Source organism: Desulfobacula sp. (assembly GCF_014237455.1).
Taxonomy (GTDB): Bacteria; Desulfobacterota; Desulfobacteria; order Desulfobacterales; family Desulfobacteraceae; genus Desulfobacula.
In genome coordinates this window covers 1-20,357 of record NZ_JABZFL010000106.1, presented here as the reverse complement: position 1 = coordinate 20,357, position 20,357 = coordinate 1, and the positions used below count along the sequence as shown (strand labels likewise).

At 42.1% G+C, this 20,357-nt stretch carries 18 protein-coding genes; 8 read left to right on the top strand and 10 right to left on the bottom strand.

The features are described 5' to 3' along the window. The 8 genes from HGJ91_RS15695 to HGJ91_RS15660 form a co-directional block, all read right to left on the bottom strand. Positions 1-1,393: polyamine aminopropyltransferase (locus tag HGJ91_RS15695; protein ID WP_291348790.1), on the bottom strand; the 1,393-nt coding region annotated here is incomplete at its 3' end. 4 nt (positions 1,394-1,397) lie between these two features. Next, complete coding sequence (locus HGJ91_RS15690) at positions 1,398-2,288, bottom strand: DUF350 domain-containing protein (protein ID WP_291348789.1); 891 nt, start codon at positions 2,286-2,288, stop codon at positions 1,398-1,400. A gap of 21 nt (positions 2,289-2,309) precedes the next feature. Continuing rightward, positions 2,310-3,947: a hypothetical protein gene (locus HGJ91_RS15685; RefSeq protein WP_291348788.1), complete on the bottom strand. Its 1,638-nt coding sequence runs from the start codon at positions 3,945-3,947 to the stop codon at positions 2,310-2,312. Positions 3,948-3,949: 2 nt separating this feature from the next. Further along, positions 3,950-4,582, bottom strand: coding sequence for a DUF4178 domain-containing protein (locus tag HGJ91_RS15680; protein ID WP_291348787.1), 633 nt, complete (start codon positions 4,580-4,582; stop codon positions 3,950-3,952). Between the two features lie 28 nt (positions 4,583-4,610). Then, entirely contained in the window at positions 4,611-5,843 is a 1,233-nt protein-coding gene (locus tag HGJ91_RS15675) for a toxic anion resistance protein (RefSeq protein ID WP_291348786.1), read from the bottom strand. 53 nt (positions 5,844-5,896) lie between these two features. Beyond that, on the bottom strand, positions 5,897-6,415 hold the full coding sequence (locus tag HGJ91_RS15670; RefSeq protein WP_291348785.1) for a hypothetical protein: 519 nt from the start codon (positions 6,413-6,415) through the stop codon (positions 5,897-5,899). Between the two features lie 215 nt (positions 6,416-6,630). Beyond that, positions 6,631-7,002 (bottom strand): type II toxin-antitoxin system RnlB family antitoxin, encoded by a 372-nt coding sequence (locus tag HGJ91_RS15665; protein ID WP_291348784.1) that lies wholly within the window; start codon positions 7,000-7,002, stop codon positions 6,631-6,633. Between the two features lie 3 nt (positions 7,003-7,005). Then, entirely contained in the window at positions 7,006-8,043 is a 1,038-nt protein-coding gene (locus HGJ91_RS15660; protein ID WP_291348783.1) for a type II toxin-antitoxin system RnlA family toxin, read from the bottom strand. Positions 8,044-8,230: 187 nt separating this feature from the next. Between HGJ91_RS15660 and HGJ91_RS15655 the strand changes: the two genes are divergently transcribed. Together HGJ91_RS15655 and HGJ91_RS15650 are read left to right on the top strand one after the other, a co-directional pair. After that, the gene (locus tag HGJ91_RS15655; protein WP_291348782.1) at positions 8,231-8,803 is read left to right on the top strand and encodes a ribonuclease HI; all 573 of its coding nucleotides are present in this window, start codon (positions 8,231-8,233) and stop codon (positions 8,801-8,803) included. Between the two features lie 415 nt (positions 8,804-9,218). Next, positions 9,219-10,079 (top strand): dienelactone hydrolase family protein, encoded by an 861-nt coding sequence (locus HGJ91_RS15650; protein WP_291348781.1) that lies wholly within the window; start codon positions 9,219-9,221, stop codon positions 10,077-10,079. Between the two features lie 18 nt (positions 10,080-10,097). On the opposite strand, the gene HGJ91_RS15645 is transcribed toward HGJ91_RS15650, so the two are convergent. After that, positions 10,098-11,309: an anaerobic sulfatase maturase gene (locus HGJ91_RS15645; RefSeq protein WP_291348780.1), complete on the bottom strand. Its 1,212-nt coding sequence runs from the start codon at positions 11,307-11,309 to the stop codon at positions 10,098-10,100. Between the two features lie 278 nt (positions 11,310-11,587). Between HGJ91_RS15645 and HGJ91_RS15640 the strand changes: the two genes are divergently transcribed. The 4 genes from HGJ91_RS15640 to HGJ91_RS15625 all read left to right on the top strand — a co-directional run bounded on the left by HGJ91_RS15640 (position 11,588) and on the right by HGJ91_RS15625 (position 17,488). Next, positions 11,588-12,058 (top strand): glycine zipper 2TM domain-containing protein, encoded by a 471-nt coding sequence (locus HGJ91_RS15640; RefSeq protein WP_291348779.1) that lies wholly within the window; start codon positions 11,588-11,590, stop codon positions 12,056-12,058. Between the two features lie 69 nt (positions 12,059-12,127). Beyond that, entirely contained in the window at positions 12,128-13,975 is a 1,848-nt protein-coding gene (typA, locus tag HGJ91_RS15635; RefSeq protein ID WP_291348778.1) for a translational GTPase TypA, read from the top strand. 123 nt (positions 13,976-14,098) lie between these two features. Beyond that, positions 14,099-15,949 (top strand): GNAT family N-acetyltransferase, encoded by a 1,851-nt coding sequence (locus HGJ91_RS15630; RefSeq protein WP_291348777.1) that lies wholly within the window; start codon positions 14,099-14,101, stop codon positions 15,947-15,949. 9 nt (positions 15,950-15,958) lie between these two features. Continuing rightward, positions 15,959-17,488 carry an SDR family oxidoreductase gene (locus HGJ91_RS15625; RefSeq protein ID WP_291348776.1) on the top strand — a complete coding sequence of 510 codons (1,530 nt, stop codon included), beginning with the start codon at positions 15,959-15,961 and terminating at the stop codon, positions 17,486-17,488. Positions 17,489-17,519: 31 nt separating this feature from the next. Here HGJ91_RS15625 and HGJ91_RS15620 read toward each other — a convergent pair whose 3' ends face one another. After that, positions 17,520-18,599 carry an HD domain-containing phosphohydrolase gene (locus HGJ91_RS15620; RefSeq protein ID WP_291348775.1) on the bottom strand — a complete coding sequence of 360 codons (1,080 nt, stop codon included), beginning with the start codon at positions 18,597-18,599 and terminating at the stop codon, positions 17,520-17,522. A 214-nt stretch (positions 18,600-18,813) separates the two neighbouring features. On the opposite strand from HGJ91_RS15620, the gene HGJ91_RS15615 reads away from it, so the two are divergent. Together HGJ91_RS15615 and HGJ91_RS15610 are read left to right on the top strand one after the other, a co-directional pair. Continuing rightward, complete coding sequence (locus HGJ91_RS15615; protein ID WP_291348774.1) at positions 18,814-19,560, top strand: protein-L-isoaspartate(D-aspartate) O-methyltransferase; 747 nt, start codon at positions 18,814-18,816, stop codon at positions 19,558-19,560. 6 nt (positions 19,561-19,566) lie between these two features. Continuing rightward, positions 19,567-20,357, top strand: a 791-nt coding sequence (locus HGJ91_RS15610; RefSeq protein WP_291348773.1) for a hypothetical protein, incomplete at its 3' end; no start/stop codon positions are given.

Below are 20,357 nucleotides of genomic sequence, written 5' to 3'. Positions count from 1 at the left end.
TTCTTCCGATACAAAGAAAGCTTTCCTTTGCAAGATAAGGCGATGTTGCCTGAACCACCATCAACCCATGCTGTGACAGGTGCTGCTTCACTTTTTTATAAAACTCTTTGGCGTAAAGCTTGGTCAATTCAGGCGTGGAGGGGTCCGGCAGGTCAATTATGATGACATCCCAGAAGCCGGAAACAGCGCTTAAAAATTTATCTGCATCAATATTCATCAGTTTTACATCGGCAAGTTTCCGGGTTTCAGATTGTTTGGCGTGCTGATTTTTTTTATTGGTTTCAATGTAGAGCCTTTTATCGATTCCCGGGGAGACTCCTTTGCCTGCTATGGTGACAAGGCGGGCATCTTTGAAGGCGTCCTGGTTAATTCGCTTTAAAACAGAATGGGTTTTAGCAAGACGGGTCATTTCAGGGTCAAGGTCCACCAGAAGCACTTCTTTTACGTCTTTATATTTTAAGACCTCCCTTAAGACACAGCCATCTCCGCCGCCGAGAATAAGGATTCTTTTTTTGATCGGAACAAGATTCATGACCGGATGCACCATGGGTTCATGGTATCGTTGTTCATCTGTGCTGCAAAATTGCAGGTTCCCGTTTAAAAAGAGCCTGACTTCATCAAAGGGCTTGTAATGGGTAATGGCGATATGCTGGTATCGGGTGGTTTTGCTTAATATAATGGGGTCATCATACAGGGGTTGCTCAATTTTTATATTCCATTGCCGGTTATTAAGATATCCGTAAAAGATGGCACAAAAAGTGATCAGCATGATGGCAGGAATCAGAAATCCTCTCTTTAACAGGCCTTTTTTTGAGAAATAGATAAAGGTGATAAAGGCCAGAGAAAAGTTGGCCCCGGCAGTCAGAAAGGCTGCTTCCGTGATGGGTGTGAATCTTAAAAGAACAAATACATAAATGAATGAACCGATCAGGCAGCCAAGGTAATCAGCGCTCAGGATGTTTCCAAGGTTGGTGGATAATTCTTTGCTGAAGTCGTTGTTGATCCTGATAATCACGGGGATTTCAAGTCCTATCATGATCCCGATGAAACTGACGAAAAAATACAGGACCAGGATGTAATGGGCGGTATAACCGTAAGATATGTAAGTTAAAGTAGGAGAAAACCCTCCCACAAGTGCAAGTGCTGTTTCAACGGCGATAAAAGTGTAAATAAGATATTTTTTTGAAATCTGTGCCTGGATCAGACTGCCAAACCCCATCCAGAACAGCATGAGTCCAATGACCATGGCCCATTGTTCAAAGGAATTGCCAAGGATCATGGAGGCAAGGCTTGCCTGGATATATTCAAGGATAATGCCGCAGGCACCGCTCGCAAACATGCAGGCGCACAGCAACACAGATGCAAAATTGAGCCGGGCCTTTGTTTTTGTCATTTTTTTACATGGAGAAGGCTATGATAATCGCAACCGCATTAATGGCACTTACCACAACGATCAAGGCGGCAACATTCCGGTCTTCCTTGACTTCCGTGGCAATATCGGTCGTGGGCAGAAGAAGTCTGTCGATCACTGTCCTGAAAATCAACAGCATAACAATTCCGAAAAAAGCATATATGCCAAAACCTGCAAGATCATTGGCCCATCCTGTGAACGGACCTGAAATACTTGACATGAGAATAATGCCTAAAGCCATGAGGAGACCGCCAAGTCCGATACCGGCTGCCAAATTATTATCTTTTATTTCTTTCCTTACATTAAAGGGCGTGATCACCTCATAAAGAAATCCGAAAAATAACAAGGTCAGTTGCCCCACGATAAAAAAGAGAATGGCACTTACAATTCCCTGGAAAAAGGTTCCACCGGTTCCTGAAAGTGATCCGTTAAGAATGAATCCTGTGGCAATATACATTCCTGCTTCGACCATGCCCACAGCTGTATTCCCGACAACTTCACTCCCGTCAGGCTGTTGAAATACTTTGATGCATTCTTCATCATTATTGATATTGCTCAACATGATAAAATCATTGATAAACCGGGACAAGAACATAAATCCCGTGATAATAAGCCCATCAATCAACAACTGGATCACATCAAGAAAAAAACTTTTTGAAGATCCGCCCATGGCACCTGAAAGTGCAATGGCAATCCCGAGATAAAGCCCGGCCCTTCTTAAGCCTACAGCAACATTTCCATCATCAATATGCGTATCATCATCAAACTCTTTTGTGCGCCGGTCATCTATTTTTTTAACCAGCCAGATAAAAAAGATGCCCACAATGACATATGTAAGTGCTTGACTAAGCCCTGTGAGAGTTACAGCTATATCCATTCTTTCCTCCTTAGAATTGTTCTATTTACCTTTACTTTTCGGACCACCGCCACGAAGGTTGGCCCCGGCGCCCCTGACAGAAGCGGTCTGGGATTTGAAACCGCCGCTTTTTGCAAAATTTGTACTCTGAAATCCTGGTGATTGTTTTAGTAAGGTGCCAGACGTACCATATTTCTGGAACCCTTTTTGGGTCTTGCCGAAATACGGCCGGCTGTTCCTATAATTATTGTTCCAGCCATTCCAGGAATTGTAACCATAATAGGATGGCCGAGGACTGAAGAGCATGGAAAAAAGGGCATATTTTCCATACCAGGACCAGAATTGATTGCCTGTATTATCTTTTTTCCATTCCCCGTATTGCGAATTGCCCACATAGGCCATTCCCGGCGGTGCTGCCTGGGTCAGACGATCCTGTTCAAACACACCATAGGGTTTGGCCAGTATAGCCATACCAAGGTATTCAAACTTGGCATCATAAAAGCTTGCATCCACTTTTTCCCAATCCGTCTCTTTTGTTTCACCGTTTTCTTCCAGCGTGTATTTATGGAAATAGGCTTCCTTTGAATCTTCAACCCAGAAAGCAGCGGCATTATGCCCTCTTCCCGGCCATTGCTCGGCAGGGTTAATGGACAATTCTTTCCACATGTTGCCGACCTTGCTTGAAAATTTTGACCCTGTGAAGCCTGCGGTAATCGCTGCAATGGTATCCAGGTTATCAGCCGTTAACCCCTCATATAATTCAGGACTGACCTGACGTTGAAAGGTGGCAAACTTTGGGTCGTAATAATCAGAGTTTTCATTCCAGGATTCCCTTTTTATGGTTACGAAATACTCTTCTTTCATATCCTTAAGGATTTTTGTGTAACCTGAATAGAGCTGGGCCATTTCTCCGGTTATTTTTGTTTCAAGGGTTTTAGCTTGTGAAAGATCGGAAGAAAGCGCTTCAGTACTATCTGTGAAAGCCGCATAATCGGCATTTGACCCTGCCGAATGCCTGTTGTATTCGGCTGTCACAATACTCAAATAATCGTGGGACTGTCTTTCAAGTTTTGATAGAGGTGCAAACCGGGCATTTATTTTTTCTGATAAATCAGGAAAGTCAGTGTCGGCTTTTGCTATGGGGCCGGTTTTTATTTCATTTGCAATCCGGCTGATCTGTTCGGCATCGTTTTTTGACCGGGAGTTTAAACCTTTGGCATTGTCAATGGTCTCCCTGATCTTTGAAAAGCGTGAAGACGGGTACCGGGCCAAACCTTCAGCATCCTGGAGAACTTTTTTTATCCGGCTGATCTGCTGTTTAACCTGGGGAACAAGCTCGGGTTTGTTTTTGCTGACCAGGGGTTTCAAGTCTTTGTCATAAAGTTCTTTTGCTCTGTTAAGTTCATCATGGGCAAGTTGAAATTTTTGAATCCAGTTTTCCTTTAAGGCAAATGCTTTAACAGCCTTAAATTCAGATGCTTTCGTCAGGCTTAAATATTTATCCTTATGTTTGTCCACCTGGGATTGACCGGTCTTAATGACGTCGGGCAGAGATTTGGCTTCATTTTTTAGATCTTTGGGGAGACCTGCGCCGCATCCGGTCGTCAAGATAACAATCAGGCCTGCAATGGTCAATCCTGCAATGAAGTTCATAAGGAGATGTCTTTTTTTATGAATCATCCTTAAAGGTCTCCTTTGCTGATGATGCTGATAGTGTTCGGATCAACAGGGCTTGAAGTATAAATCTGGTATTCATCCTTGCCTGATCCCGACCATTCCTCAATGGTCAGAAATTTGGTATGGCCTTCATTTTCAAATTCATACATATAGACCTTTTCTTCCTTGCTTCCCCGGTAATAAATCGATGCCCAGTCATCTTCATACCAGAATTTTTCACCATTGATCACAATCATATCCTTGTCATCGGCAATCTGGTCAAGATCATCTTCATCTATGGACTCTCCTGCATCATCTTTTAGACTCCTGAATGAAAATCGTTCAAGGGTTATGGAAATTTCAAGTTCATCATCGAATTCCCATTCAAAATTTAAAGTTTGTCCGGATTCAAGGCAAAGACAGGTCAGTTCAGAAATAAAATATCCTTTTTTGTTTTTAAAATCATCGGAAGTTTCTTCATATTTATTTAAGCTTTTTACAAAATAGGTGTTGCCAAGGTATTCAAAAAATGAATGTTTCCCGGCTTCCTTCAAGCTCAGCAACATCTTTTCCTGTCCGGAAACAAGCTGTTCTTTTTTAAGGGTTCTGATGGCACCCAATCTTTCCTGGAAAGATTTTTGTGTTGCTATATCAAGCATACAATTCCTCCAAATTTAAACGTCAGACCTATGTGTCCTCACGCCTTGCTGTTAACGCATCGGTTCTTGCCCGGAACCGGTCATTCATTTTTCCAAGGGCATTGGAGCTCTGGGAGGCAATATTAATAGTTTCCTGTGAAATCAGGGCATAGGTTTCAAAAGCCTGTTCATAGGTTTGACACGCTTCTTCAAGAGCTTCAATGTTTACGGTCATGCTCTGACTCATTTTAGCGCCTTTGATGGCGGCATTGCCAATAACAGTGGCCGTGTCTTTCATGGTTTCGGCAGCAGCCTTCTGAACCATATCCAGGTGTTGCATGGTCTCCATCTGTTGTTCAGCGGCAACCCTGACAGCCAGGGCATTTTTAACAGCCGTGGAAAGGATCATGTCAGTCCTCTGTACCAGCCGTCTGACCAGGTGGGAATTTCTCACCATCATCTCTCCGCCAAACCGTGTCTGGAGATTTGAGTTGTCAATGGTCTGGAGGTCCACCACAGCCATGGCAAGGTCACTGGTCAGTGTAGTCAGGGCCTCTTTGTTTCTCGCATCTTCAATGGTTCCTATATGATCCATCAGTTTCTGCCAGATGATCTGTCCGAGGTAGATTTGTTCCTGGAGCCTTGGCTGAATCTCTTTTAAAGAGTCACAAATGGTGGAAAGCTCTGATGCATCAAAGGCTACCTGGTCGGCTTCATTCCTTAGATGATCACGGATACCGTCAATTGTGGAATTAACGGTTTCCCTTCGCTCTGCGATAATCTTAAGTATTTCATCTCCCTTAGGCAGCCGGTTCACGGTCTTTGTGAACAGACCCAGCATTTTTTTGGAAAAGGGCATCTCAGCTCTTGCCACCATGGTGGGGTTCACCTTGTCCAATTCTATTTTAATGGCAAGGATATTTTTGCCCACAGGGGAAGAATCATCTGCAGCCACATTTTTGAGCACATTGCCCATTTTACGGTCATAAAGGGTCACCTGGGCCTGGGTTTCGTCCATAATTCCCTGGCCCAGGCCGAAAACGAAATTGCCAAGCTGCCAGTCAGATGGATCAGTTTTTATTTTTTCAAGGAATTCATTGGCCTGGGCTTCAATAGCCTGTATATCTTCAACCGCCATGTGTTTGGGTTGTACAGGTTCAAGATTGGAAGGAGCCTGGACCGGGGTTAGTGCCCCTTGACCAGATACCTGAGTTACTTCGGCAAGTACCGGAGCTTTTGCCTGTTGAGCGACGTTTTGAAGGTCTTGCACCATATCGTTCATTTTGTCCTCCTAAATAAGAGATATCATAACAAAAGGTTTAAATCTGTAAATATTTATGAAAATTTACCTGCAAGGAAATTCGCCATTGTTTTAAATTCTGCGGTCTCATTTTTTTCAACAATATCCCTGGACCGGTTGGAGACGTCATGCAGGCTTTTTATAGTTTTTTCAAATATGTCAAACTGGTTCTTTCGGCTGTCCTGTGACAGGTCAAGGTATTCCTTGACAGTCTTGTAAAGATGTTCCCTGCCGATTTTTTTGATTTCATAGGTCAGGGTTTCACCGGGATATCTTTCCATCATTTCCGGCGTGATTGCCATAAGGTCATCAATAATGGCTTCTATTTCCGCGGTCATTTCAACTGGAAGATTTCTGTCCTTTCTCATCAGAATATTTAAATTTAACAAAGAATCCAGAACGGCCTTGTACTCCTGGTCGGGAGATGTTTCAGACCGGGGGGCTGGCGAAGGCTGCGGGCTGTCTTTTGCCGCAGTCCCTTTGGCTTTGCCCTTTTTTATCATAATGGCAAAACCGATACCGGCAATAAGAATGATTGCTATTGCAATGTTCATTGTCTTGCTCCTTGGGTTGTGGATTTATCTCAACAATATCTTTTGGAAAAATAATGCAAAACTTTATATTTACAAGGTTAGAAATCGTTAAACCTGTAACACTCTATACGGGGTTTCCTGAAAAATCAAGAAAGGAACAGGGTAAACCAAAACCAGAATTCTTTAACTTTTAAATGGGCCGGCAAGGGGAAGGTAAACTTTTTAAATATTTGAGTCTACAGATTGAACAATCTTTTTTTTCTTAATAAAAACCTTTCAGCTTTTGTTAATACGCTTTTTTCTATAAATTTAGTTTTTGAAAGAAAGTTTAATGAGAGTTTTTGAATGACCTTAGAAACACCCTTAGTCTCAACCCTTTTAATTTTAAAAGGTTGAAGTTTATTTCCATCAAAAGGGCATTCAAAAAATCGATCAGAGTTAACACCATTAGATAATAGAAAATCAAACAAAATTCTCCCGGTGCATTGTTTGATTTTTAAAATTTTTTCAATGTCTTCCAAATTATCTAATGGGTTTTTATAATTCGTTGCCCATACGATACATTCGTACTCCGGTTCATTGATTTTTTTGATTTCAAAGTCTATCATTGTTTATATCCGCAAAAAGGAGCTACATATAACATCAAAGATTTCATTAAGCAAGGCTTCTGCGGTTTGTTTTTTTTCTATTATTCGAGTAGTTTCCGCAAAAGATTGGGTGTGAACCAACGTGTGCCGATGCTTATAGTAAATAGAATAAGCATCTTTCAAAGCAAGGCAAACATTATCATTTGCTATATCTTTTTTTAAAAAGTCTAAAGGTTCAAATGAGTTGGCATCGAATAATGAACCTATTTGTTTTGTGTTTTTATGATCTTTTGAATACTCCGATAATAGTTTTCGAATGTAGCCCTCAATTCCGCGTAAAGCCGGGAAAACAAAACTTGAATAATCATCAAGCTGGATTTCAATTTTCATCAAAACAAATGATGGTGCAATGATTTTAATAATTTTTTCATCCAAAAAATCTATAACCGGGGCCAGTCTTCCTTCAATTTCGAGCTGAATATCGTTTGGCTTGATATCGATTTTATAAAGATTGGACTCTATTTCGACGACTTTATCAAAGTCTATTAGTCCTGCGAGTAATGACTTTGCTTCTGAATAAAGATATAAGGGTCGGCCCTGAATTAAAAAACTGTTTGTTGTCGGATATCTTTTTAATGTGATGCTATCTTTATATTTGCTTGTAGCTTTGTAGTGTATTTCATTTTCATTATTTTGGATCTCGTTTATTTCATTTTCTTCTTGTAAAAACTCAATCAGTAATTCAAATTTATCCTGAGAGAAATCAGGACATGAAATATGACCACTATTTGTTTTGTTTACGATACATTTTTCACAAATTTCTTCAAGGAAATCTTTTGCTATATTATCTACAGGATCTATAATTTGGAAAGTTGTGGACCCATTTTTCTTAAAAAAAGCGATAAACCTGGCTGATTTTCCTTTTTTGGTAATTTTATGATGGAGACCATTGCCTTTTTTTTGAATTTCAACTGGGTGGTCTAAGGAACATAATTCATGCTCCTTTATAAGCTTGTCATAGGTCTCTCTATTAATATTTAGGTTTTTAAATGAATTTGGCATTGCTATTCCTTTATAGATCGGTGTATGTCGTATAATAGTTAAGTCAATATCAAAGTTACTTATGCGGCACAATAGAAAATAGAGCTTGATATATAAAATGTGCCTGGTATTGATAGATTGTTCGCAAATTGCAACCCGTGCAATAGCTCATATGGTTATATCCTTTTGGGAAATGGAGAAAAATTTGATGAAACACGAATTATCAGAGAATGAGAGAGTAGAATTAAAAGAAATACATAAACAAATAGAAGTTTTGACAAAACGTGCTATTCAAATACTCTCAGGTTCCGAGGACGTACCCTCGAAAAGTCAAAAGCCGGTAATATCAGAAAAAGAGCATGATTTTTCACAAGCTAAATCCATTGTACTCTATACAGATGGTGCCTGCGCTGGAAATCCAGGACCAGCCGGTTCGGGCGTTGTCATTATGCAGGGTGAAAAAGTTATTCATGAGTTTTCAAAATCCTTAGGGAAAGCAACTAATAATATCGCAGAATTGACCGCAATTAAAATCGGACTTGAGTATATGTCCTCTCGGCATGATACACAAATTACGGTTTATACAGATAGTACATATGCAATTGGTATTCTCACTAAGAACTGGAAAGCAAAGGCCAATTTGGATCTTGTTTCCTCAATTAAAAATCTAATGAAGCCTTTCAAAAAAATATCTATAAAGCATGTTAAGGGACATAACGGAGACTTTGGTAATGAACGGGCAGACAAATTAGCTGTTAAGGGTGTTCGGTCTCAGCGCTAAAAGAATTTTAAGGTCTTTGATGTTCAGGCAACTACCGCTACGGAAATCCCCAAAAGTTGGACAATATACGAAGTTTTTGCTCTGTTCAATGAAAGGACAGCACTTCTGGTACGGTTCTGAGCGATTGATTTCGGGGGCGACGAGTGAGCCTTCAATTTAACTCGCTCAGCGGCCACGATCAAATCTCTCAGTTTAACAATTTGAAATTTTGACTATACATTTTTTTTATTGGAGGTGACACTCTTTTGATAACTATCATCCGATTTATAGGAGATAATGTTTGTCCTTTCAGGTAGTTCAAAGAAGGTGCGACAGTAAATTTTTTTCTTGCCACGGGACTGAATCATCACATATAATTGAGAACCATAAACGACCGGAGCAATCATCACATTTCCCCAAACGAAAGGAAAAAGAGATGAATCAGGATATTATTCGTTTGCATGACCATTACATTGAGGAGGGCATGGATCGTCGGGACTTTTTAAAAAAACTAACAATCCTGACGGGCGGCACTGCTTCTGCCCTGGCATTTTTGCCCATGCTTGATTACAGCCATGCCCATGCTGAAACCATATCCCGGGATGATCCACGGTTAAATACAGATTACCTGGATTATCCCGGCAAAAGTGGGAACATCAGGGCATATTTTGCCAGAAAAAAAATTGAAAGCAAACAACCCGGAGTGATCGTTATTCATGAGAACAGAGGATTAAATCCCCATATTGAAGATGTCATCCGAAGAATGGCTCTTGAGGGATTTACAGCATTAGCACCCGATGCATTATCTCCCATGGGAGGCACTCCCTCTGACCCGGATGAAGCCAGGGATCTTATACGAAAACTTGATAGCAAGCAGACTGTTCAGAATTTTATCGCTGCTGCCCAGTATTTAAAAACTCACCCGAAAACAACAGGCAGAGTAGGCGTTATCGGTTTTTGCTGGGGGGGAGGGTTGGCCAACCAGTTGGCTGTACAGACACAGGACATTCAGGCCTCAGTCCCTTTTTACGGAATGCAGCCTGTTGCAACCGATGTTCCGAAAATAAAATCTGCTCTCCTTCTCCATTATGCCGGCCTTGACGAGCGTATCAACAAAGATATCCCAGACTTTGAAGCAGCCTTGAAATCAGCTGGTATTGATTACAAGCTCTACATGTATGATGGTGCAAATCATGCATTTCACAATGATACAAGCGCATCCCGTTATAATCCGGATGCGGCAAATCTGGCCTGGAAACGAACCATTGAATTTCTTTCTGAGAAATTAATCGAATAAATCAAGAGATGCCCTGATTTATTGTGTCATACAACACCGTTTGAATTTTTTCCCACTTCCACAGGGACAGGGAGAATTGCGGCCTGTTCTTACAGGTTTATCTTCTTGTTGTTGTTTTGGCATAAGCTTTTGAAGCTGTTCAACAAAGGGAAGACAATGATTAAAGAAACGTTTGTAGCCACGGCACAGGTGATTGAGTTTCATGGTTGATCCGGATATGTGCAGGATTCTGTCCTTGGGGCATCCCCCATTGTAAAAAGCGAGAACTTCGCAGGATTTACACTGTGATGCCAGACCGGTTTTTTTATTCTTTCCAAACTCTCTCATGGTTTTAAGATTCATTAATTTTCCAAGAGGAGTTGTGTTCAGGTTCCCTAATTTAAACGCAGGCCTTACGAAATGATCGCATGGATACACATCTCCATTTATTTCAACCACTGGAATTTCGCCACATGCCTTTCGAAAAATACAAAGCGCATGATCCTGACCCATAGCTTTTGCACATACTTCTTCAAACATTTGAACTTTGATACGGCCAATATCATATGTTTTCCATTCATCAAATATGGAGCAGAGAAAAGTGCCGTATTTTTCAGGATCAACGCTATCTGTTAGAGAATTAATTACGGGAAGAAAACCGATATAAACAGCACCTATTCTTTTGAAGAAGCGATACACATCGAGGGGATGGTCCACATTATGATGATGCACCACACACAGAATATCATAGGGGATCTGGTTTTTCTGCAGGAGCTGTTGCCCAAGCATAACCCGTGAATGGGTTCCCTTTCCTGATTTTGTGGTTCGGTATCTGTTATGAAGGTGTTCCGGACCGTCTAAGCTCAATCCAACGGAAAACCCCTCTTTTTTTAAAAACCTGCACCATGTTTCATCCAGCAATGTCCCATTTGTCTGTATGCCGTTCTGAATCAGAACTCCTGCAGGCTGATACTTTTTCTGAAAAGCCACCGCTTTTTTAAAAAAATCAATTCCCAGAAGAGTCGGTTCCCCGCCATGCCAGGAAAAGCGAACAACAGGCCCGGGATGTGCTTGAATATGCTGGCAAATATAAGTCTCAAGGATATCATCAGGCATCCTTTGGGCAGAATCAGATACAGCCCCACCGGAAGAATAATAACAATAATGACAGGCCATGTTGCATAAATCTCCGACGGGTTTGACAAACACCTGGAAATCGGTTTTGACTTTACTGCTTATACGTGGTGTCATTTTCCCCTCTATTCTACGGTGCCGCTGCCGATGGCGGAAAAGGGAAGGCCCGGCCCCAGGCTTTATCAGAAGAACAGTTCGATAAAATTGAATCCCACCGGTCACCCCATCTCCATAAAAATCAACCTACTATAATATGGCGGTGCAAGACAAATAAATTTTCAAAAAAAATTCTACTGAATGCTTGAAGCATGGACAAAGGTGTTGTAGAATTGATGGAAATAGATTGTATTGCATATAAGCCCAAAGGTTAATTTATTGTTTGGAAAGGATATTTTATGAAGATGTTAAAATCTACAGCAACTGTGGTTCTTCTCATGGCCGCCATTGCCGTGGTTGTGGCAGGATGCGCATCAAGCAGATCCGGCCAGGTGTATTCACGGGATGAGGCAAGACAGGTTCAGACCGTTGAAAATGGGACGGTTGAGTCTGTAAAGGAAGTGGTGATTGAAGGCACCAAAACTCCCATTGGAACTGCTGCAGGCGCTGTTACAGGCGGTGTTCTGGGCAGTACGGTTGGAGGCGGATCAGGCAAATCGGTTGCCGTCGTGATCGGTGCCCTTGCCGGTGCTGCAGCAGGAACAATGGCAGAAGAAGAGATAACCCGGAAACCGGGTCTTGAAATTATTGTAAAAAAAGACAATGGTCAGACCATCGTTGTCGTACAGGAAGCCGATATTATGATCGCTGCCGGTGACAGGGTCAGGATTATTACTGCTGCTGACGGTACGACAAGGGTGTCAAAGTAGGTTGACCTTTAAGTTTTCATGATTATTTTTCCTGCCTGAAAATAAAGACGGAATATGAACAGGAGAATCATGAAAAAAAATACAGAAGTTAATGACAGGATAAGAAACGTTGCCATCATTGCCCATGTTGACCATGGCAAAACCACCCTTGTTGATGCAATGTTCAGGCAGAGCGGGCTTTTCAGGGAAGGCCAGAAGGTGGATGACCGCCTCATGGACAGCATGGATCTTGAAAGAGAACGCGGTATCACCATTGCAGCTAAAAACTGCTCTGTGACCTGGCAGGACGTTAAAATCAATATTATTGATACCCCGGGTCATGCGGATTTTGGTGGTGAAGTAGAAAGAGCGCTTTCCATGGCTGACAGTGCGATTCTTCTTGTTGATGCATCCGAAGGCCCCTTGCCCCAGACCCGGTTTGTCCTTAAAAAGACCTTTGAATCCAATCTTCCCGTTATGGTCATTATCAATAAGATTGACCGTAAAGATGCCAGACCCGACGAAGTGCTGGATATGGTGTATGATCTTTTCATTGATCTTGATGCCACGGAAGAACAGCTTAATTTTACCTATCTGTATGCCATTGGCCGTGATGGTATTGTTAAAAAAGAACTGGATGATGATGTTGACAATTTGACTGTTTTATTCGATCTCATTTTAGAAGAAATGCCGGCCCCTGCATATGATCCTGAAGCCCCTTTTCAGATGCTGGTTTCAGATTTAGGGTATTCCGATTATCTTGGACGACTTGCCATAGGTAAAATTTTTAACGGCAGTGCAAAATCCAATGAAAATCTTGTGTGCGTCAACGAAAATAATGAATTTTTATCGTTAAAGGTATCCAAACTTCAGTCCTATGAGGGGATGACGCTTTTGCCTGTAGAACAGGCTCAAGTAGGGGATATTATCGTATTGTCCGGTATCGAGGATGTTAAAATCGGAGACACCATCTGTACAAAACTCGAACCGGTTCCTTTAGAAAGAATCACAGTGGATGAACCCACAGTCTCCATGCAGTTCTCCATTTCCACATCTCCCTTTTCCGGTCGTGAAGGAAAATATGTTCAGTCCAGGAAAATCAGGGAGCGTCTTCTTAAAGAAACTTTAATGAATGTCGCTATTGAAGTGGAAGAAAGTACCACGGATGAAAGTTTCACCGTCAAAGGAAGGGGGGAGCTTCAACTTGCGATCCTGATCGAAACCATGCGAAGGGAAGGATTTGAACTCTGCGTCGGGCGACCCAAAGTCATTTATAAATATAAGGAAGGAAAAACACTGGAGCCCATTGAACATTTGTTTGTGGATTGCGGTGAAGCGTTTCTAGGTGTTGTAACAGAAAAACTTTCCATTCGAAAAGGCAAGATGACCAATCTTGTGAATAACGGCAAAGGCAGGGTGAGAATTGAATTTTCAATTCCCTCAAGGTCTTTGATCGGGTACAGAGATGAGTTTATGACGGACACCCGGGGAACCGGAATTATGAACTCATATCTTTCAGGATACGAAAAACACAGAGGGGATTTTCCTGTCCGGTATACCGGGTCCATTGTTTCAGACAGACAGGGCAAGGCTGTGCCCTATGCATTGTTTAACTTAGAACCCAGGGGACAGATGCTTATTGAACCCGGAACCCCGGTGTATGAGGGTATGATTGTCGGAGAACACAACCGACATCAGGATATCGATGTGAATGCCTGCAAGGAGAAGAAACTTTCCAACATGCGGGCATCCGGGAAAGACGAAAATGTTGTCTGTTCGCCGGTAAGGGTCATAACCCTTGAAAAGGCCCTCCATTTTATTCGGGATGATGAAATGGTGGAAGTTACGCCTTTATCCATACGTCTTAGAAAAAGCGTACTGAATGCTTCCCGGCGCCAGGTTCTGAAAGCAAAGCAGAAAAAGAAGGATCAAAAATAAACAAATTTCTGTGATCGTTTCTTCTGTATGATCACATTTTTTTTGCAAAATCAGTCGCAACGTATTATAATACTTTAAAAATGTTCCCTTGTGTTTTTTTGGGACTTTAATCAAGGTATCAATATGAATTGGAAACAAAAAATCATTGATCCTGATATTGTCATGAAAAAGATTCGGCCGGGAATGAGTATTTTTTTGGGCACGGGTGTTTCTGAACCCCGCACCTTGGTAAAGCGGCTGATGAGCTCCGATAGCAATAAGCTGGTTGATCTTGAGTTGATTCAGCTTGTAAACTTCAGTGATACGATATCTCTTAAAACACTTGATTCCCATAAATACCGGCTGAAGACATTCAGTTCAGGCAATATGGTAAATAAGGCGATTACCAGAGGCTTGGTAGACCTGATTCCCATTCGATTCAAAAGATTGCATCGACTGTTTGAGTCGGGGCTTATCCAGGTTGATGTCGCGTTTATACAGGTTTCCCCGCCTGATGATTCAGGAAGTGCCAGTCTGGGAATTTCCATTGATGTGGCACGGGCGGTCATGGAACAAGCCTCCTTTGTCGTGGGTGAGATCAATCCCAAAATTCCCAGGACCTTTGGTGATACATTTGTCGATATGTCGGAATTTGACATGTTGATCTATTCACAGGATGATCCGGTTTATTTTGAGCGCTGGGAAACCGGTCCTGCTTTTGACCGTCTGGCCAGCCGCATTGCCTCTTTGATCCCGGATAAAAGCTGTATTGCGTTTTCCATTGGTCCGTTGTTTGAATCCCTAAGTAAAAAACTTATGAATAAACATCACCTTGGGGTCCACTCCCCTGTGTTTACCGATGCCTTGATGGATCTTGTGAAAAGCGGGGCAGTGACCAACCTTTATAAAAATGTCTCCCAGGGAAAATCCATTGCATCCTATGCATTTGGAACGCCTGCCCTAATGGCCTGGCTTGACCGGAACCACCTGGTGGAATTCCAGGGAATCCAGACGGTTTTTGACCCGGTCAATATTGGTAAAAATCCAGGATTTGTTGCGGTGATTCCCGCGCGCAAAGTTGATCTGTCCGGCCGCATTGTTTTACACCACGGTAGAGGAAATGTCATCAGCGGTCCCATGGAACTGATGGATTCTTTTTTAGGGGCGCAGATTTCCAAGGGAGGCCGGATCATATTCGGCCTCCCCAGCAGGAATCTGAACAATCACTCCAATATCAAATCTTCAATCAAACGGTACCACAACCAGCTGGGGTTTGAAGAATCCATTGACATGGTGGTGACAGAATACGGGGCGGCCATGCTCAACGGTCTTTCCATACGGGAACGGGCCCAGGCCATGATTGAGATTGCCCATCCGGATGACCGCATGGCGTTATTTAACAGGGCAAAAAAGAAAAACATGCTGTATCCGGACCAGATATTTTTAAAGGAAAGCAGCCGTCTTTATCCCCATGAGATTCACGAGCGGCAGATCTTTAAAAATGGGGTCAAGGTGAGGTTCAGGCCCATAAAACCTTCTGATGAGGAACAAATGAGAAGATTGTTCTACCGTTTTTCTAATGAAGCCATTTATTACCGGTATTTTTACTGCATTACCACTATGCCCCATTCAAAAATGCAGGAATATGTCAATATTGACTGGAACCATGTCATGTCAATCGTGGGGCTGGTCGGGGAGCCGGGAGAAGGCATTTTAATTGCCGAGGCCAGGTATTTAAAGGAAGAATCAGACTCTATGGCTGAAATCGCCTTGATTGTTGATGAAAAGTATAACAACCTTGGTATTGCCACCTATATGGTGAATTTATTATTAAAACTTGGAAAAGAAAGGGGTGTTGAGGTTTTTACAGCGACAGTCTTGTTTTCTAATTATAAAATAATGAAGGTGTTTAAAAAGGCCTGTCCAAATCTTAAGAGTGAACGGGAAGACGGTGTATACAGCGTTACCATGCCTGTCGGTCATGCTGACAGATAGAGGCTCTTTATGAAAAAACCATTAATTTTAATAACAGGTGCCACAGGTTATATTGGCGGCAGACTTGTTTTAGGATTACTAAAAGCCGGCTACCGGGTCAGAGCAATGGCTCGGTCAATGGGTAAAATTCAGGGAAGGTCATGGAAAGATTCCCCCAACCTTGAGCTTGTCAAAGCAGACTCTCATGATCTTAAAAGCCTGGAAGAGGCACTGAAAAATTGTGATGTGGCATATTATCTTGTTCATTCAATGTCTGAAGAGCATCATAATTTTGCCGATGCAGACCGCAGGGCTGCCAAAAACTTTATTTCACTGTCTGATAAACACAACCTTAAGCGAATCATCTACCTTGGAGGCCTGGGCGGGAATGAACCCAATGCAAGTTTACACCTTAAAAGCAGGCGAGAAGTTGAGAAAATTCTTCAGTCTGGCCGAGTGCCTGTTACTGCTTTCCGTTCAGCCCATATTATTGGATCCGGCAGTGCTTTTTTTGAAATGCTCAGATACATTGCAGAAAGAATGCCTTTTTTTATTATTCCCAAGAGCGTGATAGATACAAAGATTCAGCCCATCTGTATCAGAAATGTTCTGATTTATCTGGAAAAATGCCTTGAAAAAGAAGAGACTATCGGCCAGACTTATGACATTGGCGGGCCGGAAATTTTAACCTACAGGCAGCTGTTTGAAGTTTATTCGGAACAGGCGGGTCTGCAAAAGCCTTTGTTTATTCATACATGCATACCTTCTTTTAAGCTGGGTAAAAAAATCGCACATACCATCGCAAAACTCCTACTTCCCATATCACCCGGTATCTCCCAGCCGCTTCTTGATGGACTTGGTGTTGAAATCATTACAAAAGAGGATACAATCAGAGAGATTATTCCCCAGGACCTGGTATGTTGCTGTAGTTCCATTGACCGGGCCATTCAAAAGGATTCTCTTAAAATTGTGGAGACACGATGGACAGATGCCGGCGATTTGCATTCGCCTGAATGGATGTATGCAGGAGATGCTGCCTATTCAGGAGGGACACTGCTTCAGGGCGGGTATAAAATTACTTTAGCCTGCGAACCCGATGAAATCTGGTTTTTGATAACCCGGATCGGCGGGTCTAACGGATGGTATTATGGCGATACCCTGTGGCAGATCAGGGGATTGATGGACCAGATTGCAGGCGGAGTAGGTTTAAGAAGAGGACGACGTCACCCTGAACAGCTTTATGTCGGTGATGCCCTTGATTTCTGGCGGGTTTTAGATGTCAAGCCTCCCTTTAAACTGATTCTTCTGGCAGAAATGAAATTGCCGGGCGAAGCACTTTTGACTTTTGAGCTGGTCCCTGACGAGAAAGGGACAGAACTCAGACTTGGTACGAGATTCCGTCCCACAGGTTTGTATGGAATCCTTTACTGGTATTCTTTACTGCCATTTCATAATCTTCTTTTTGGGGGCCTGTTAAACGAGCTTGCCGGAAGGGTTGGGGAAAAAATTCTTTACGGCCCTGAGAAATACAGGCCAGGGCCGCTGATTTTAAATCATTGAGTAATGATGAAGTGCTCCCAATGCCTTCCTGTCAGATTATTGCATCGTTTTCTTTATCCCGTTCGCTGAGTGTGAAATGTTGATCTGTTTTACCTTCAAAGATACCGACTTTGCGCCTGATTTCCATGAATTGATCAAAATGGGTAATAAAAATATCAAGAAAATCAGGGTCAAAGTGCTTACCCCTTTCTTTTTTCATGATATCAAAGGTAACCTCGGGCGGATAAGGATCTTTATAAGGTCGCTTTGAGGTGAGGGCGTCAAAGGTGTCTGCCAGAGCGACAATTCGACCGGATATGGGGATGTCAGTCCCTTTTAATTGATTGGGATACCCTTTTTTGTTAAATTTTTCATGATGGTTCAGGGCAATTTCATGGGCCATCTGAAGGATCTTTGATTTGGATTGAGATAAAAGCCTTGCCCCGATCTGTGTGTGGGTTTTTATGGTTTCAAACTCGATACGGGTGAGCTTGCCCGGCTTTAACAGAATCTTATCCGGGATGCCGATTTTTCCGATATCATGCATGGGCGCGGCATAATAGATGGTTTCTTTAAATTCCCGGGAAAGATTTAATTTTTCAGCCATGAGTGAGCAGTATCGCCCGATCCTGACAATGTGATCCCCGGTGTCTTCATCTTTATACTCTGCTGCCATGACCAGACGATGTATGGAGTCGATATAAGATTCCTTGAGGTCTTCATGGGCTTTTCTTGCCTCTTGCTTAAGACGTCTTTCCCGCAGCACACGATTTACCCTGAGCACCATTTCTCTGGGTGAAAAAGGCTTTTCAACAAAATCACTGGCACCGATATTGATGATTTCATCATACTGATACCTTTTGGTTTGGCCTGTCATTACAATGACATCGGCAGTAAATTTCGATTTAATAATTTTAGCAAGATCAATACCATTAACGATCGGCATATCAATGTCAGTAACCACTATATCAAATGTCTGCCCGGAGAGTATTTCCAATGCTGCTTTACCATTTTCTGCAAAACAACAAGTATAATTCGTTTTTTTCATGATATTTTCAAGCAGATCTCTTATCATGGGCTCATCATCAACAATTAAGATATCAGCGTTTTGCGAATTTTCAAAATCATCCATTAGGGCCCGCCTTGATTATTCTTTTGAAATTTATGTTCTGAAATTACACTTAATAAAAATATCAAATCAACGTAAAGTCAAGCTAAATTCAAAAAAACTGATCACCGGGGAATATTTTTTCCTGGGGTTTTAAATTATATGCGATTGCTTTTTCATCAGATTTAGTGAATAGTAATATTATATCAACGCCCCTTAAAACTTTGTGAGGCCGGGAATGAAAGCTTTAAAATTCATTCATAAATTTCCTGTTATTTTTTTGCTCCTGATTGTGTTTTATTTTTCAGCTGGTTCAGAATCAATCGGGAAATCAGGCGATTATACTGCTGCCCGTAAGAATATGGTTTTATATCAAATCAGACATCGGGGTATCACAGACCGGGCTGTATTAAATGCAATGGAATCCGTGTTTCGTCATGAATTTGTTGAAGCTGCTTACAAGAGAAAGGCCTATGAAGACAGACCATTGCCCATTGGCTACGGCCAGACCATTTCACAACCTTATATTGTTGCGATCATGAGCCAGCTGCTCAATGTGGATAAAGAGTCCAGGGTTTTAGAAATCGGAACAGGCTCAGGATACCAGGCAGCGGTTCTGGCCCGGATCGCAAAGGAAGTGTACACAATTGAAATCGTAAAGCCGCTTCATGAACGTTCTCAAAAAGCACTAAACCGTCTGGGGTATCAAAATATCCGCACCTTGAATGCAGACGGTTATTTTGGATGGAGCGCCCATGCGCCCTTTGATGCCATTATTGTGACCTGTGCGTCTGATTTTATCCCTCCCCCTTTAATAGACCAGCTAAAACCGGGTGGGCTCATGTGTATTCCGGTTGGGCCGCCTTTTAAAGTTCAGCATCTGGTCCTGGTGAAGAAAGGAGAAAAAGGCGAACTCTCAACCAAAGTTATTACCTCGGTACGATTTGTTCCCCTTACAAGAAATCAGTCAAGAAAAGAGGAATAAGAGCAGTTGAAAGATAGCTCAAGAATGGTTAATTTCAGTGTTTTTTTTACCTCTTTTTCAATCCTGAGTTATCAAATAATTTTTACACGGATTTTTGCCTGGGCACAATGGCATAATCTTTCGCCCCTTATTATTACCATGGCTCTTTTGGGATTTGGTGCCAGCGGCTCTGTTGTCAGTGTGATTCAAAAAAAAATTGAAAACAGGTATTCACAGTTTTTTTTTACAGGCCTGATATTGTTTCCTGCCTTTTTAACTTTTGGATTTATCCTTTCCACAAGGTTGGTTTTTAATCCCTATGAAATGGCCTTTAGTGTAGGACAGATCATCAGCATGTTCCTCTATTTTTTTCTCATGGGATTTTCTTTTTTTCTGGGGGCGGTGATCATCTGTATGGCATTGTTAAAATATTCCGTATCAAAGACCTATTTTTTTAATCTTCTCGGGTCAGGAGCCGGTGCCCTGGCAGTGGTTGCGGCATCATTTTTATGGCACCCTTTTCATGTCATGATGGGCATTATCCTTATTGCCATGGTACCCGCATTGGGTATGGCGTTTCATGACAGTGTTAAATATGTCTTAACTGCCGGAACCGTAACGGCTGTCATTATCGGCACTTTTTTTACGTGTGACCTTCAGGTTATGCTGTTTCCTTTTTCGGATTTTAAAAAAGTATCTCAATACAAAGCCATTTCAGGGGCCTTAAACCTGCCGGACGCTCAAATTGTTCATGAAGCTTACTCGCCTCTGGCTGTCGTCCAGGTGGTCCAGGCAAAAGGACTTCGCACAACCGCAGG

What these genes read in the sequence shown, in the direction of transcription:
- HGJ91_RS15665 (WP_291348784.1), bottom strand. Translation starts at nt 7,002, where the DNA reads ATGATAGACTTTGAAATCAAAAAAATCAATGAACCGGAGTACGAATGT.
- HGJ91_RS15630 (WP_291348777.1), top strand. Translation starts at nt 14,099, where the DNA reads ATGAATTGGAAACAAAAAATCATTGATCCTGATATTGTCATGAAAAAG.
- HGJ91_RS15680 (WP_291348787.1), bottom strand. Translation starts at nt 4,582, where the DNA reads ATGCTTGATATAGCAACACAAAAATCTTTCCAGGAAAGATTGGGTGCC.
- HGJ91_RS15660 (WP_291348783.1), bottom strand. Translation starts at nt 8,043, where the DNA reads ATGCCAAATTCATTTAAAAACCTAAATATTAATAGAGAGACCTATGAC.
- HGJ91_RS15650 (WP_291348781.1), top strand. Translation starts at nt 9,219, where the DNA reads ATGAATCAGGATATTATTCGTTTGCATGACCATTACATTGAGGAGGGC.
- HGJ91_RS15625 (WP_291348776.1), top strand. Translation starts at nt 15,959, where the DNA reads ATGAAAAAACCATTAATTTTAATAACAGGTGCCACAGGTTATATTGGC.
- HGJ91_RS15615 (WP_291348774.1), top strand. Translation starts at nt 18,814, where the DNA reads ATGAAAGCTTTAAAATTCATTCATAAATTTCCTGTTATTTTTTTGCTC.
- HGJ91_RS15640 (WP_291348779.1), top strand. Translation starts at nt 11,588, where the DNA reads ATGAAGATGTTAAAATCTACAGCAACTGTGGTTCTTCTCATGGCCGCC.
- HGJ91_RS15675 (WP_291348786.1), bottom strand. Translation starts at nt 5,843, where the DNA reads ATGAACGATATGGTGCAAGACCTTCAAAACGTCGCTCAACAGGCAAAA.
- HGJ91_RS15685 (WP_291348788.1), bottom strand. Translation starts at nt 3,947, where the DNA reads ATGATTCATAAAAAAAGACATCTCCTTATGAACTTCATTGCAGGATTG.
- HGJ91_RS15690 (WP_291348789.1), bottom strand. Translation starts at nt 2,288, where the DNA reads ATGGATATAGCTGTAACTCTCACAGGGCTTAGTCAAGCACTTACATAT.
- HGJ91_RS15645 (WP_291348780.1), bottom strand. Translation starts at nt 11,309, where the DNA reads ATGACACCACGTATAAGCAGTAAAGTCAAAACCGATTTCCAGGTGTTT.
- typA (WP_291348778.1), top strand. Translation starts at nt 12,128, where the DNA reads ATGAAAAAAAATACAGAAGTTAATGACAGGATAAGAAACGTTGCCATC.
- HGJ91_RS15670 (WP_291348785.1), bottom strand. Translation starts at nt 6,415, where the DNA reads ATGAACATTGCAATAGCAATCATTCTTATTGCCGGTATCGGTTTTGCC.
- HGJ91_RS15655 (WP_291348782.1), top strand. Translation starts at nt 8,231, where the DNA reads ATGAAACACGAATTATCAGAGAATGAGAGAGTAGAATTAAAAGAAATA.
- HGJ91_RS15620 (WP_291348775.1), bottom strand. Translation starts at nt 18,599, where the DNA reads ATGGATGATTTTGAAAATTCGCAAAACGCTGATATCTTAATTGTTGAT.